The 12,797-nt window shown below is 52.0% G+C and carries 17 protein-coding genes; 4 read left to right on the top strand and 13 right to left on the bottom strand.

Translation table 11 applies throughout. The features are described 5' to 3' along the window. Positions 1 to 123: 123 nt before the first annotated feature. Entirely contained in the window at positions 124 to 570 is a 447-nt protein-coding gene (locus D568_RS0101420; RefSeq protein WP_020207774.1) for a helix-turn-helix domain-containing protein, read from the bottom strand. Positions 571 to 649: 79 nt separating this feature from the next. Here D568_RS0101420 and D568_RS0101415 point away from each other — a divergent pair, with 79 nt between their 5' ends. Next, the gene (locus D568_RS0101415) at positions 650 to 1,141 is read left to right on the top strand and encodes a DUF2938 domain-containing protein (RefSeq protein WP_020207773.1); all 492 of its coding nucleotides are present in this window, start codon (positions 650 to 652) and stop codon (positions 1,139 to 1,141) included. An 8-nt stretch (positions 1,142 to 1,149) separates the two neighbouring features. Here D568_RS0101415 and D568_RS20840 read toward each other — a convergent pair whose 3' ends face one another. From D568_RS20840 to D568_RS21885, 3 genes are read right to left on the bottom strand one after another with little or no spacing between them, the layout of a single operon-like run. After that, the gene (locus D568_RS20840; RefSeq protein ID WP_051083984.1) at positions 1,150 to 1,524 is read right to left on the bottom strand and encodes a reverse transcriptase domain-containing protein; all 375 of its coding nucleotides are present in this window, start codon (positions 1,522 to 1,524) and stop codon (positions 1,150 to 1,152) included. A gap of 20 nt (positions 1,525 to 1,544) precedes the next feature. Continuing rightward, complete coding sequence (locus tag D568_RS21890) at positions 1,545 to 1,706, bottom strand: hypothetical protein (protein ID WP_020207771.1); 162 nt, start codon at positions 1,704 to 1,706, stop codon at positions 1,545 to 1,547. 8 nt (positions 1,707 to 1,714) lie between these two features. Next, a complete protein-coding gene (locus D568_RS21885) occupies positions 1,715 to 1,915 on the bottom strand; it encodes a reverse transcriptase family protein (protein WP_020207770.1) in 201 nt (66 codons plus the stop codon). A gap of 959 nt (positions 1,916 to 2,874) precedes the next feature. Here D568_RS21885 and D568_RS18845 point away from each other — a divergent pair. Continuing rightward, positions 2,875 to 3,600, top strand: coding sequence for a hypothetical protein (locus tag D568_RS18845; RefSeq protein ID WP_020207768.1), 726 nt, complete (start codon positions 2,875 to 2,877; stop codon positions 3,598 to 3,600). A 335-nt stretch (positions 3,601 to 3,935) separates the two neighbouring features. Here D568_RS18845 and D568_RS0101390 read toward each other — a convergent pair whose 3' ends face one another. From D568_RS0101390 to D568_RS0101370, 6 genes are all read right to left on the bottom strand, one after another. After that, complete coding sequence (locus D568_RS0101390) at positions 3,936 to 4,373, bottom strand: hypothetical protein (protein WP_020207767.1); 438 nt, start codon at positions 4,371 to 4,373, stop codon at positions 3,936 to 3,938. A 26-nt stretch (positions 4,374 to 4,399) separates the two neighbouring features. Further along, positions 4,400 to 5,137, bottom strand: coding sequence for a hypothetical protein (locus D568_RS0101385; RefSeq protein ID WP_020207766.1), 738 nt, complete (start codon positions 5,135 to 5,137; stop codon positions 4,400 to 4,402). Positions 5,138 to 5,243: 106 nt separating this feature from the next. Next, complete coding sequence (locus tag D568_RS0101380; protein WP_157497591.1) at positions 5,244 to 5,510, bottom strand: hypothetical protein; 267 nt, start codon at positions 5,508 to 5,510, stop codon at positions 5,244 to 5,246. 48 nt (positions 5,511 to 5,558) lie between these two features. Beyond that, entirely contained in the window at positions 5,559 to 5,960 is a 402-nt protein-coding gene (locus tag D568_RS21880; RefSeq protein WP_020207765.1) for an HNH endonuclease, read from the bottom strand. 57 nt (positions 5,961 to 6,017) lie between these two features. Continuing rightward, a complete protein-coding gene (locus tag D568_RS21875) occupies positions 6,018 to 6,236 on the bottom strand; it encodes a hypothetical protein (RefSeq protein ID WP_020207764.1) in 219 nt (72 codons plus the stop codon). A gap of 82 nt (positions 6,237 to 6,318) precedes the next feature. Further along, entirely contained in the window at positions 6,319 to 6,687 is a 369-nt protein-coding gene (locus D568_RS0101370; protein ID WP_157497590.1) for a hypothetical protein, read from the bottom strand. Between the two features lie 883 nt (positions 6,688 to 7,570). On the opposite strand from D568_RS0101370, the gene D568_RS0101365 reads away from it, so the two are divergent. Continuing rightward, positions 7,571 to 7,765: a type II toxin-antitoxin system VapB family antitoxin gene (locus D568_RS0101365; protein WP_020207762.1), complete on the top strand. Its 195-nt coding sequence runs from the start codon at positions 7,571 to 7,573 to the stop codon at positions 7,763 to 7,765. Positions 7,766 to 7,770: 5 nt separating this feature from the next. Continuing rightward, a complete protein-coding gene (gene vapC / locus D568_RS0101360; protein WP_245551599.1) occupies positions 7,771 to 8,157 on the top strand; it encodes a type II toxin-antitoxin system VapC family toxin in 387 nt (128 codons plus the stop codon). A 158-nt stretch (positions 8,158 to 8,315) separates the two neighbouring features. Here vapC and ppc read toward each other — a convergent pair whose 3' ends face one another. The 3 genes from ppc to efp form a co-directional block, all read right to left on the bottom strand. Continuing rightward, a complete protein-coding gene (ppc, locus tag D568_RS0101355) occupies positions 8,316 to 10,931 on the bottom strand; it encodes a phosphoenolpyruvate carboxylase (RefSeq protein ID WP_020207760.1) in 2,616 nt (871 codons plus the stop codon). Positions 10,932 to 11,254: 323 nt separating this feature from the next. Next, positions 11,255 to 12,208 (bottom strand): EF-P lysine aminoacylase EpmA, encoded by a 954-nt coding sequence (gene epmA, locus D568_RS0101350; protein ID WP_020207759.1) that lies wholly within the window; start codon positions 12,206 to 12,208, stop codon positions 11,255 to 11,257. Between the two features lie 5 nt (positions 12,209 to 12,213). Beyond that, positions 12,214 to 12,783, bottom strand: coding sequence for an elongation factor P (gene efp, locus D568_RS0101345; RefSeq protein WP_020207758.1), 570 nt, complete (start codon positions 12,781 to 12,783; stop codon positions 12,214 to 12,216). Between the last annotated feature and the right edge of the window lie 14 nt (positions 12,784 to 12,797).

Genomic DNA, 12,797 nt, shown 5'->3' with positions numbered 1-12,797 from the left:
GCGTAGATTGGGGAAATATACAGGTTTCTGTTATGGACGTCTGTTTCGATTTGGCTACAAGTATTGAAAAACAAGAATCGTGCGACCCAATAATTTTTTTGAAATCCATCATAACCTAGAGCATCAAAAACCCAAGCCCTTTCCCCTACGCCTTTTCAGCCGCTTATCCGAACCTTTATTTTTAATCGCAGCAGAGGCCGCTAACCCGAGCAAGCGACGGAACCTAGGACATTCCATGTGACTTGGCGCAGAACACACGGCTGCGTGCCGAAGGCCATCGCGCATGGCCATCAGCTTCTGGATGGTAGCGTCCAGTTCTTCGGCTTTTTGGGTCAGCAACTCTCTATCAATATTTGGGTTTCCGTTAGCCCCTAGCATCGGAGCGATCTCATCCAACGAAAAGCCCGCGGCTCGCCCCAACGCAATCAACGCAAGCCGCTCCAGTATATCGGCGCCAAACACCCGGCGCAGCCCTTGCCGGCCCACAGAGTTGATTAACCCTTTCTCTTCATAGAAACGCAATGTAGAGGCGGGAACCCCAGAACGCTTGGCCACTTCTGCGATATCCATAAACAACTGTTGACCTCAAGTTGACTTGAGGTTGTACGCTAACACCCGCTTACAATCGAAACAAGCAAAGGAAAAGTTTATGAACAACCTACTGGCTATAGGTTTAATCGGAATCGGAGCAACCATCACGTTGGATTTGTGGAGCATGATCAGAAAAACCGTGTTTGGCATGACGCCCCCAAACTACGCAATGGTCGGGCGCTGGCTGGCTTATATGCCCCAGGGGAAATTTCACCATACATCGATTTCGGCATCGGCCCCTGCTCGGGGTGAACAAGTTATTGGCTGGACGGCCCACTACGTAACAGGCATCGCGTTCGCAGCGCTTCTGGTGGCTATTACCGGCGAGCCCTGGATTAACCATCCCACCATTGGCCCCGCACTAGGCGTCGGAATTGCAACGGTGGCAGTCCCCTTACTGTTAATGCAGCCGGGCATGGGGGCGGGCATTGCCGCATCCCGAACCCCAAAACCAAACTCTGCACGAATGCACAGCCTTATCAATCACGGCGTTTTCGGGCTCGGCCTGTTCGCCTCCGGATGGCTACTACAGCTCTGGTATTCCATGTAACGAAAAGCTCACTTGACCGCACAAAGGAGAAAGATATGTATATTCCCGCCCGCTATTCCCCAATACTGTTCAGCTAGTGGCCGATGCCGATTGTGCCGGCACCACGTCCCAATGGCTTTCACCGCTCGCGCAAACCGCGACTTCATCGTCTTGCGCTGCACACACCATTGGCCCTGGCGGGTCTTGCTCCAGTAATGGGTAAACCCGAGAAAATCGATACTGCATTTCTCTTTGGGTTTGAACGCCACCACGCGGGTTTTCTCCGGGTGCAGGGTCAGTCCGTAGCGACCGAGTCGCTTCGGTAGCACGTCCATCACCTTGCTGGCATCCTGAGGGTTGCGCAGAATCAGCGCCGCATCATCCGCAAACCGAATCAGGCTCACACGCCCCGTTAAGCGTGGGCTCACTTGCGATCCCAGCCAAATGTCAGCACATGGTGCAGGTACACATTCGCCAGTAACGGTGAGATCACGCCACCCTGTGGGCTACCTTGCTCCGGATAGTGGAGAGCGCCTCCCTCCATCACTCCGGCTTTTAACCACTTGTTGATCAGGCGCAGAATCACGCCGTCACCTATCCGCTGCTGGAGAAATGACCGCAGGTGGCGTTAACCAGATGGTCGAAGAACCCCTGAATATCCAACTCGACGATATGGCCCCCGCCCTGATCCAGTTGCCCGCGCAGTAACTCCAGCGCCTGATGCGCACTTCTATTGGGCCGATAGCCAAACGAGTGCGGGTGAAACAGGGGTTCATACAATCGCTCCAGTAACATGACGATAGCCCGCTGCAGCACTTTGTCCTCAAAGGTCGGATCCCGATCGGTCGCTTGCCGTCGCCTTTGGGCACATAGCCTCGCTTGACCGGGGGCGCCACATAGCGGCCCGACTTGGCCCGTTCCAGAAGACTCTCGAGATTGCCTTCTAAATCTGTCGCATAGTCCGCTGCCGTTTGCCCATTGACTCCCACTGCGTCATCCTTGCGCGTTTGATAAAACGCTGCGCGTAACAGGTCTTCCGTCAGGTACTGGTTGATGTTGGTAAAACACCGCTGCGAGAAATCTCTCCCCAGCTTCGCTAACCTCAGCAGTGAGGTGGACATGTCTACCGAACTCTATGCTTCTGCCATGTTGCCCTACTGAGGATGTGATGAATTGACTTTCCCTTCCCTCCACTGGCTCCCGGCGGATGTCGGTTCGCCCGCTTCATCGGTACTATGGAAAGCTCCGAGTTCTGTCTCGTCTTCTCGCCGAAGTCCTTATTATCGTTCCGCGGCAATACCTTGGCCGATACTGTCTTCGCTCGCTCTAACGCGCCTCCCGCCACAGCGCCTGGACTCATTTGTTGTCCGCTTGCCCGCAAGCGGCTTCCACCAAGGAACGGACAGACCTCCCGAGTTTCCAGGGTTTCCTTGCCAGCATGCCAGGCTCTCAGACACCGGTGGGGCGGCTTCTCCAGTCAGCTCGAGAAGCCTGCTGTAACCTTCCGTTATCTTGAAAACGTCGGCACCCACATAGAGGGTCATTTCGGTGCTCTATCACCGTGGCCTGCTGGCTCGCTGTCTACGCTTAGCCATCACCGTCACCGATGACAGCCCAAGACTCGCTTCCGGGTGGCGACCAACCTTGCCCGAGTGGGACTTGCACCCACGGGAAACCAACGCACAGTTTCCGTCAAATAATGCCCCTATCGCTCAACTTCCCCTGCGCCTGAGCTTCGCTCGGCGCACCAAGATTTGCCCCCTTATTCCCTCATTGAGAAATGGCAACTAAGGCTCGCCGACATCAGTTGGTTTATGCGCTGTTTGAATGAGTCCATTGCCCGTAGGGCCAATAAGGAAGACAACTGCACAGGGCGATTCTTTGAGGGACGCCTTAAGGGCCAGGCGCTGCTGGACGAACGCGCCCTCTTAGTCTGTATGGCCTACGTAGACCTGAACCCCGTCAGGGCAGCTATGGCCGATACGCCAGAGTTATTGATTTACACCAGTATCCAGGAAAGACTAGGCATTACCCCCAAACATCAAACTCAAACCAAACGGCAGACTAAGAAAACACAGGACGAATACGAAAAGTTGAGCCAAGCAGCTCTAATGCCTTTTGCAGGAGGTGAAACCGATCAGAACCGCCTCGATCATATCCCCTTCCATATCAGTGACTATATTGAACTCATCGACTGGACAGGGCGCGCTATTCGCGACGATAAACGTGGCTCCATCAACAACCAACTGCCCGGCATACAGCAAAGGCTCAACCTTCCCACTAAAGACTGGCTGGACAGCTGTTGTCGTATTAAAGACCGGTTCGGCTTGGCAATTGGCCCCATCGCCAAAATCACAGACTTATGCAATCGACTCAACCAACGCTGGTTACACGGCATCAGCAACTGCCGGAAGCTCTACCCTGTACCTGTACCTGTACCTGTACCTGTACCTGTACCTGTACCAAGCCTACCGACGTAATCTTTCTAAAAAAGCAAAATCCACATGCCAACTGGTAGACTTTCGCACGGCCGTTTTTCGTCAACAACTCTGAAAACAGAGTGATTTATAAACTCAAACGTTGGAACACAAACCACACTACCCACAACGTCACTGACCGGCAGCAATCTCTAAACTGTGGGTGTCCTATTTAATGCTACTCTAAATAGTAAATAGTGGGTGTCCTAATATATTCCCACCCACAATATCGCTGACCGCCAGTAATCTCTAAACTGTGGGTGTCCTATATATTTTCTGCCTGTCCTATTTATTGGTTTCTAGTTATTAGTACCTGCCCTAGTTATTAGTAATTTGATTTATTTGACTTCCACCCGCTGGAACTGAGCGACATCAAAATTAAGCGGAAAAAAGGAGGACATACCTAGATCCAAACAAAACAACGTATTTTCAGACACATTTAGCCATGTCTGCGCGTCATTCATTGTTAATATTGGAACACCGCTTCTTGAATCAAGAATAGTAAATTCAAACGGTACACGAATGAAATCTCCCTCCCTCTCAACTTTGTAAAATTGAACTTCACCAACACCGAATTCGCTAAAGGAATCTTCCATACTTTTTACAAAAACCTTGTAAGGTACTGTTTGTTTGAATTCCGGAGTTTTACATGAATATATGGCTTTCCAATCACGACTTATAAAACTCTCAAAGTAAGTTTCCGCCAAATTTTCATAGTCTTGACTTTTTGAACACGAAAGAAGGAGACCTGCTAATGTAATCGCTATATATTTCATATTATCCGAAATCTATCCTCTACAAATTATGGGTTTGCAATGTCAATAATATCCCCAAGAGGCGATCCGCTATTGAACTTCCATTGATAAATTCTCTCTGCGATCGGAACCACCTCTCGAACATTCGTAGCTTCACAGGTGTAACATGCTTCAAAACTTGGCTCGAAACTATTTTCGACAACGGAATAAATTTTACCTTCGGTTCTCAACAGTATATTACCTGGAACAATTTTCAATCCCGTTTTTGCGGTCCAATACCTATTGACTCCCGTCAACTTACAGCAACTTGGCACGTCACCCAAAGTTAAAACCTCCCCCCCATTTACTAAAGAAAGTCCGAGATCACCATTTCCATATCCTCCACTAGCATCGAACGTCTGAACGCGTTTAATAGTTTGTTCCGATCTTGTTAAAACCACTGTTTTTCGGTTGTATCGTTTCTGCCCCCCTCCGCTCATAGCCAACCCAACGTCCTTTCTTGCAGCCGAGGCCGCCCCAGATCCAAAAGTAACAGCCTGTACGTTTGCACTCGCAGACGGAGAGCTGCTACCACTAGCACTCCCGTGCTGAGCAACCTGCGCCATCGACACCTGCATTGCAGCATAAAGCTGGCCACTAAGAGTATTCATATTAATGGCCCTATTGCCAAAATACATCCACCCGCTGCCCGAGGCCTGCCATGTGTGTAACATATTAAAAGCCGTACCGAACGAAAAGAAATATCCGGCATTCGCAACTGGTTGTTCAGAGTCTGTGTATTCCATAGGGCCCGCAGGATCACCGGCCTCCAAATACCCTGTAGGATCGGTTCTAGACAACGGACTATTCCGAACATAAGAATACCGGTTATAACTCTGCGAATCGTATGGATCAATCACCACCAGATCCGCACTGAGGAAACGACCAATAGTTGGGGCCCTGCATATGCACAAGACCGTGATCGTCCAACATAACATGGCCGGTAAAGCCTACATCGGTTGTATAGTAAACACCGGATTGATCGCCGTTTCGCCAATCAGGCTCGCGACGCTTGCTCCAGGGGGCGTAGCTCATACGTTGCGACACCGCACCAGCGCCATCGGTTATAGCCACTACAGAGCCCGACTCTACTACCACTTGCCCCCTTATTGACTTCATAAACAAGCGGCGGAATAGCCGTCAGGCTTGACCGCCTTGTTACACTTTTTACTCGTGCACTAGTCTCGATATCTTTTTGTACATTGAATCTACTAAAGATGCTTTATTAATTCCATAATGCATCTTTCTGTGGCAGTTTGGGCACAAGGCCACTGCGTTTGTAATAGTGTCTGAGCCGCCGTCAGCTAAGCGGGGAAGATGATGAACCTCTAGAAAGGGCTCACCTTCTGCTGTTGTAAAAGGCGCAACAAAATTACAACTCTCACACTTGCCTGACGCCTTTTTAAGAACCCATGCTTTAACCTTTGGATCTCTGCTGAAATTAGTTACTTGCGAATATGTTTTTTCAGGCTCTTTAATACCAGTTGGCTTTGAAAGACTACCCTTAGCTTTATAGAAAATAACTTGAGTTTCAAAATCAGCGACCTTGGGTAGACTTTGTCCTTCCACTTCCGATATTAACCTTTCTATTACTTCTGCGTTATTTGAGCCTATATTTTTCGCAGGTTATAGACCCGGAACCCACTTACGCCCCATGAGGGAGTAGAGGTAGGAAATATTCTGCATTCGATATTCGAAAGATTTTTCAGTACGACCAAACCGGTCGGCAAGTTCAGCGTAGATGTGCCTTTTAATAAATGGAACCTCGTTTGCTTCATCTGAACGCATCTGAACATATGCTTCCACTGCAGCTTTTAGCTCTTCTTCTGTCCAGTTATCGCTCAATCGTGATTCCTTGTGATGTGTAACGCCTTGAATAATCGGCCGTTTGGAGCGCCAGCGCAAAGCGGTCCGCTTGATTCACTTGTTAAATGGCTACAAGCTCGATGCTTAACCTATGCTTTGATTCAAGCATTTTGAGGAACATCTCATCTAAGCGTCCAATCAACGAACGGATGCCGGTTTCCTCACTAATAAACACGAGCTTTGTCAGCCTTTGTCCTGCAACTTGGTACTCGTTGTAGGTAAGCACCTTTATCAGGTCTTTGTAGAACTCGTGGTGCGTATTTTTTCCAGAAACCTTGAGTTCATATGCTGTATTATTCTGCAAATCGACGACATCGATTCGCTCATTATTTGCCCTTGAAACCCTCACCTCACCCAACACGTCATCACCGCAGACCGCTGCTTGCCATTCCTTTGTGATGACCTGTGCGGACTTGGTATGTGCAGACACATCGCCCTCCTGTAGCCGATGCCGTAGATGGATTTTTTTCAGAGCTTCAACAATCATCGCCATTTAACATTTGTATGTCGGGCATGCGCAACATCCTTCGCTGAAAAACTCCAACAAAGAGGCTCAAGCCTTTGAATTATCAGTCATTTAAGCCAATTACGGGCTTCAGGAAGGGCGAACAAAGTGTGCGTGCGCGTTAACGCGCGAAGAGCGGTCTTGTTATCTAACCTTCCAAACTGGTTAAGTGCCTGACTATAAAGTTTTTTCTAAAACTTGAAAACCGCAAAGCAAACGATAGTTTATAGCAAACCGCCTCCTCACCTCTGAAGCCCCTTATATCTTTAATTCGATATAAGCCTTAAAACGCGAAGGTGACTTGAAATACACGGCCGCCACAAAGTTGAAAACGTGGAACCAGTTGGGTTTCTCGCCCGTTTACAACTGAGCCGAGCGGAGGCCGATTTTAGGGGTTGAGCGCTCTGGATGAGCGCGAAAGGTCTAAGCGCACATGGATGTGCGGTTTAGACCGACCGCTAAAATTGGCTGGAGGGAGGGCACCCCGAAGGGGCCAGCTGTTGGGCGAGGTTTTTGGTTACTTTTTGCCGAAAAAAGTAACTCGCAACGCCCGGCGACACGGGCATATTGAAAGGAAAATAGCAATTTTAGCAATATGTTCTAGACATAGTGCGTGAAGTCAGGAACACAAAGACCCCAGCACTTAAAGCCATTAGATCCCCGCTTTCGCGGGGATGACGAGGCTTAAGTATGTGCCATTCGCTTCAGACCTCAGACGTCCGACCTCAGACCGCTTAGCCCCCTCAAGTTGACCAAACCACGATGTGTATATATCCTGAAAACATACACATCAGGTGAGGTAAAAACAATGCGCACCAATATCGAAATTGACGATAAGCTGATGAGCGAAGCACTTAAGGCAACCGGTCTTAAAACCAAGAAAGAGGCTGTAGAACAAGGACTCAAGGCTTTGATTCAGCTGAAAAAACAAGAAGGGATTAAACGCTACAGGGGCAAGCTGGAATGGTCCGGTGACCTGGACGATATGCGGAGCGCCTCTTGATTCTCGTGGACTCCAGCGTTTGGATCGACTTTTTTAGCGGAAACGACAGCGCCGAGGCCGATCTTTTAGACAGTATTTTAGGCAACCGCGCCGTGGCGATAGGCGACTTAATACTCACCGAAGTGCTGCAGGGGTTTCGCCATGAAAAGGACTACAAGCTAGCCAAAAGCCTGCTGGAAGAGCTTACTATATACGAGCTTTTAGGAAAAAATATGGCCATCAAAAACGCTGATAATTTTCGCAAGTTACGAAAGAAAGGTATTACCATACGAAAGACCGCTGACGTTATTATTGCCTCATATTGTATTGAGCATAATCTTCCCCTGCTGTTCTCAGACAAAGATTTTCAACCCTTCGTAAAGCACCTGGGCCTGCAAAACGCCGCGCAGTAAAAGCCTGAATCAGAGGTGTCGCTTGTTAAACACAATGCACGAATAGCCTTCGCATAAGACGTTAGCCCCCCTCAAACAAAAAAGGGGAGGCAACCAAAAGGCCACCTCCCCTCATTTCATCAACCGTTCACCATACCCCGTGAACCGTCAACCAACCACTACCCCGTATTCCGCATCCCCGCAGAAATACCGGCCATGGTCACTTTAAGCGCGCGCTCAAGCTCGTCGCTAAAGGGTTTGCCGCTGCGATAGCGTTTAAGCAATTCCGCCTGCAGCAGGTTGAGCGGATCGATATAGGGTTTGCGCACGCTTAAGGTCTGGCGCAGCACCGGATCGGACTCGAACAATTCGTCTTGCTTTTTAATGCGGTTAATCAGCACCTCAAGCGCAGACAGATCGGCGCGCAGTTCCTGACCCAGTGGGTGCAGTTCTTGGGGCACCAATTGCTTTTCGTAGTAAGCGGCGATGGGCGTGTCCGCCTTGCCGATGACCATTTCCAGCAGGTCTAAAAACGCTGAGAAGAATGGCCAGTTTTCTACCATGTCGTTCAAGGTGCCGGGGGAGTTTTCCAGCGCGTATTCCAAGGCTTGGCGGGTACCCAACCAGGCGGGCAGGTTTAAGCGCACTTGCATCCAGGCGAATACCCATGGAATGGCGCGCAGGCTTTCAACCCCGCCGGTGGCTTTACGCTTGGCCGGGCGCGAACCCAGTGCCAGCAGGCCCAGCTCTTGCTCGGGGGTGAGTGAGCGAAAGTAAGGCACAAACTGTGGGTGCCCCTGAACAACGCGGCGGTAGCCTTCAAGGCTGGCTTGCGCCATGCGCTCGATTAAGTCGCGCCATTCGGCTTGCGGCGCGGCGTGGGGTTCGAGAGTCGCGCGCAGGGTGGCCACGGTGTAAGTCGAGAAGCTGCTAAAGGCGACTTTGGGCAAGCCGAACTTGTAGCGAATCATCTCGCCCTGTTCGGTTACGCGAATTTTACCTTTTACCGAACCCGGCGGCTGCGAAGCCATGGCTTTTTCTACCGGGCCGCCACCGCGCCCCACAGTGCCGCCGCGACCGTGGAACAGAATTAAATCGATACCGTGCTTATCGGCCAGTTGAACCAGGCGCTCTTGGGATTTGTACTGGGCCCAGGTAGCGGCGAATTTTCCCGCGTCTTTGGCCGAGTCGGAGTAGCCGATCATCACGGTTTGCTTGGTGCTGGTGTACTCGCGGTACCAAGGCAGTTGCCACAGCAGGTCCATAACCTCGGCGGAGCGATCCAGATCGTCCAGGGTTTCAAACAGCGGTACGATGGGCATGTTCCAGCTCATGCCGCACTCTTTTAACAGCAGCGCTACGACTAATACATCTGAGGGCTGCTGCGCCATGGAGATAATATAGGTGGATAGAGTTTCCGGCGGCTCGCTGGCGATCACACGGCAGGTTTTCAGTACCTCGGCGCCTTCGTCGCTCACGGGCCAGTCGGCGGGCAGCAGCGGGCGTTTTTCCTGCAGGTGTTTAAGCAAAAATTCCTGGCGGGTGGCTTCGTCCCACTCCAGGTAGCTGCCCATTTCCAGATACTGGGTCAGCTCGTCCATCACGGCGACATGGCGCTCGCCGTCCTGGCGCACATCCAGAGGCACCAGGTTAACGCCAAAGCTGTGCACCCGGCGGATGGTATCCAGCAGCGGGCCATTGGCAATGTGCGGCAGACCTACGTCGTTAAGCGAGCGGTAGCAAAGCATTAACGGCTCGAGCAAGTCGTCGCGGCTTTCGATCAAACCGGCGGGTTTGGCGGGCTCTTCGCCCTTAAGGGTGGCTTCGGCCCAGTCCAGGGTAGCCTGAATGCGCTTGCGGAAACCGGCCAGATAATCGCGATAAGGGGTGTCAGAGTCGCCCACTTGTTCGCGCAGCTCGGCGCTTGCCTCGTACATGCTCAGGTCGCCGTAGAGTCCTTCCACATCGCGCAGGTACAGCTCGGCGGCCATCCAGCGGCCCAGCAATAGAACCTCGCGGGTGACGGCGTGGGTGACATTGGGGTTACCGTCGCGGTCGCCGCCCATCCACGAGAAAAAGTGGAAGGGGTGCAAATCCAGCGGCAGCTTTAAATCCAGGTGGCGGCTGCTCAGGCGGTCCAAGTGGCGGATAAAGTCCGGCACGGCCTGCCACAGGCTGTTTTCAATCACCGCAAAGCCCCATTTGGCTTCGTCCACGGCGGTGGGTCGTTCGCTGCGGATCTCGTCGGTGGACCACATTTCTTCCACCAGACGGTGTAGGCGACCGATAACCTTGTCTTTTTCAAAGCTGAGCAAATTGCCGCGCTGCTGATCCGACAGGGTATTAACGATTTGGTCGTACTTGCGGATTAAGGTGCGGCGGGTCACCTCGGTGGGGTGGGCGGTCAACACCAGTTCGATGCGCAGGTTGCGAATCTCTTCGGCCAGTCTGTCCTGCCCGTAGGTGTCTTTAAAGTTGAGCAACATGGCCTTTAGCCCATCTTCAGGCTCGGCCTCGGCGCTGGCGCCGTACTCTTGGTCGGCCATATTGGCCAAATTAAGAAACTGATTAAAGGCGCGCACGATGGGCAGAATATCCTCATCGTTAAGTTCGCCCAGCATATCCACCAGGGCCGAGGGGTCATCCTCTTCGCTCTGATTGATACTTTTGCCCAACTGGCGGATCTGTTCGATCCTGCTGAAACGCTCTTCGCCCTCGTGGTCGCGAATGGTCTCGCCCAGTAACTCCCCTAATAAGCGGACGTTTTCCCGCAGGGTTTCGGGTAACTGTTGCATCAACTTTTCTCCGTTGCCAAAAAAAGACATTTTAAGGGATTTTGAAAATTCCCGTCAGGCCCAAAACCGCAGCCATTTTCATTATCCACATTCACTGTGGATAACTTTGTGCACGGGCTTTGCGTAACCGCCCCGGGGCCAGGCCACGCCTGGCCGGAGCAAAACTGTGTGATTCACAACCAGGGCAAAAAGCACACAAAAACAGACAGTTATACGGGCCTTTATTGCTCACAGATGCATCAAGTGTGGACAATTTTAAAGCGCCAGCAAAGGTTTTCCACTGCCCGCTCCAATTACCCACAAGTGTATTCGGTCAGCGTTATTCACACCCTGTCGGCGGCAAAAGCCAGGGTGTGGGCAATATCGCGGGTGCCGGTTAGCTGCATCAGTAAGCGATCCACCCCCAAGGCGACACCGGCGCAGTCGGGCAGGCCCGCCTCCAAGGCCGCCAGCAGCTTGGGGTCAGCCGCTATGTCAGGCAAACCCAGATCGCGGCGCCGCTTCTGATCGGCGGCGAACCGACGGCGCTGCTCTTGGGGGTCGGTTAATTCCCAGTAGCCGTTGGCCAACTCCATGCCATTTAAAAAGGCCTCGAAGCGGCGTGCCACCAGCGTACCGGTTTTATCAGGCAATATTTTCGCCAAGGCGGCCTGGCTGGCAGGATAATCGTAAATAAAGGTAAGCCCTGCGGGCATTTGCGGCTCTAACCTGTGAGTAACCAGCAAATCCAGCCAGTCATCGCACGTTAAGCCGGTATCGTCTATTTCAATCAGCGTTTTACCCACACGACGCAGCTCGGCCAATTCGCAGGTGTGTGGGTTTATCCCCAGGTTGCTCGCAAACCATTGGTGGTAACTCAGGTAATGCACAGCCACATCGGGCAGCACGCTCTGCACCAGCTCGGCAACCTCGGCCATTAGCTGATGATCATCCAGCCCTAAGCGATACCACTCCAGCATAGTGAACTCTGGGTTGTGACGGCGGCTGGTTTCAGCGGCGCGAAAGACTTTCCCCAGCGAGTAAATGCAGCGCGGCTGGGCCGCCAGCAAACGCTTCATGGCGTATTCGGGGGAGCTTTGCAGGTAGCGGGTACAGCCGGTGTCGTCGGCAACGATAGGCTGAATAAAAGGGTCGGTGACAAAGTGCGAGGCCAACAGTGGCATATCCACTTCAAGCACATGGCGGGCGTAAAAAAAATCGCGGATGTTTCGATACAAATTCGCCCGCGCTTCGATAAGCGCGGGCGAACAAGAGGGTAAATACTCGGAGTTAGACACAGCGCTTAGCTGTTGGCACGGCCCAGGTATTCACCGGTGCGGGTATCCACACGCACCACGTCGCCTTCGTTCATAAACAAAGGCACTTTAACCACGGCGCCGGTGCTCAAGGTAGCAGGCTTGGTGCCGCCCTGTGCGGTGTCGCCTTTCAGGCCCGGGTCCGTTTGCACCACTTCCAGCTCAACGTGGTTGGGCGGGGTAATCACCAAAGGTGCGTTGTTAAACAGGGTAACCACACACTTGTCTTGCTCACGCAGCCACTTGGCAGCATCGGCAACGGCTTTTTGATCGGCGGCAAACTGGTCAAAGGTGTCTGGGTCCATAAAGTGCCAGAATTCGCCATCGGTGTACAGGTACTCCATATCCCGATCGACCACATCCGCGCCTTCCAGTGATTCGTTGCTGCGGAAAGTACGTTCCCATACGCGACCAGTGGTCAGGTTGCGCAGCTTAACGCGGTTAAAGGCCTGGCCTTTACCGGGTTTAACCAGCTCGTTCTCTACGATGTTACAGGGATCACCGTCCAGCATTACTTTCAACCCGGTGCGGAAATCATTGATAGAATAGGTGGCCATAACCCCTCTCTAGA

This window comes from Gilvimarinus chinensis DSM 19667 (assembly GCF_000377745.1).
In the GTDB taxonomy this organism is placed as follows: domain Bacteria; phylum Pseudomonadota; class Gammaproteobacteria; order Pseudomonadales; family Cellvibrionaceae; genus Gilvimarinus; species Gilvimarinus chinensis.
The sequence above is the reverse complement of the archived record's forward strand: the minus strand, read 5'-3'. Positions and strand labels throughout refer to the sequence as shown.

Coding starts and splice junctions, on each gene's coding strand:
- D568_RS0101420 (WP_020207774.1), bottom strand. CDS start 570: ATGGATATCGCAGAAGTGGCCAAGCGTTCTGGGGTTCCCGCCTCTACA.
- D568_RS0101415 (WP_020207773.1), top strand. CDS start 650: ATGAACAACCTACTGGCTATAGGTTTAATCGGAATCGGAGCAACCATC.
- D568_RS21885 (WP_020207770.1), bottom strand. CDS start 1,915: ATGTTACTGGAGCGATTGTATGAACCCCTGTTTCACCCGCACTCGTTT.
- D568_RS0101390 (WP_020207767.1), bottom strand. CDS start 4,373: ATGAAATATATAGCGATTACATTAGCAGGTCTCCTTCTTTCGTGTTCA.
- D568_RS0101385 (WP_020207766.1), bottom strand. CDS start 5,137: ATGGAATACACAGACTCTGAACAACCAGTTGCGAATGCCGGATATTTC.
- D568_RS0101380 (WP_157497591.1), bottom strand. CDS start 5,510: ATGAAGTCAATAAGGGGGCAAGTGGTAGTAGAGTCGGGCTCTGTAGTG.
- D568_RS0101365 (WP_020207762.1), top strand. CDS start 7,571: ATGCGCACCAATATCGAAATTGACGATAAGCTGATGAGCGAAGCACTT.
- ppc (WP_020207760.1), bottom strand. CDS start 10,931: ATGCAACAGTTACCCGAAACCCTGCGGGAAAACGTCCGCTTATTAGGG.
- efp (WP_020207758.1), bottom strand. CDS start 12,783: ATGGCCACCTATTCTATCAATGATTTCCGCACCGGGTTGAAAGTAATG.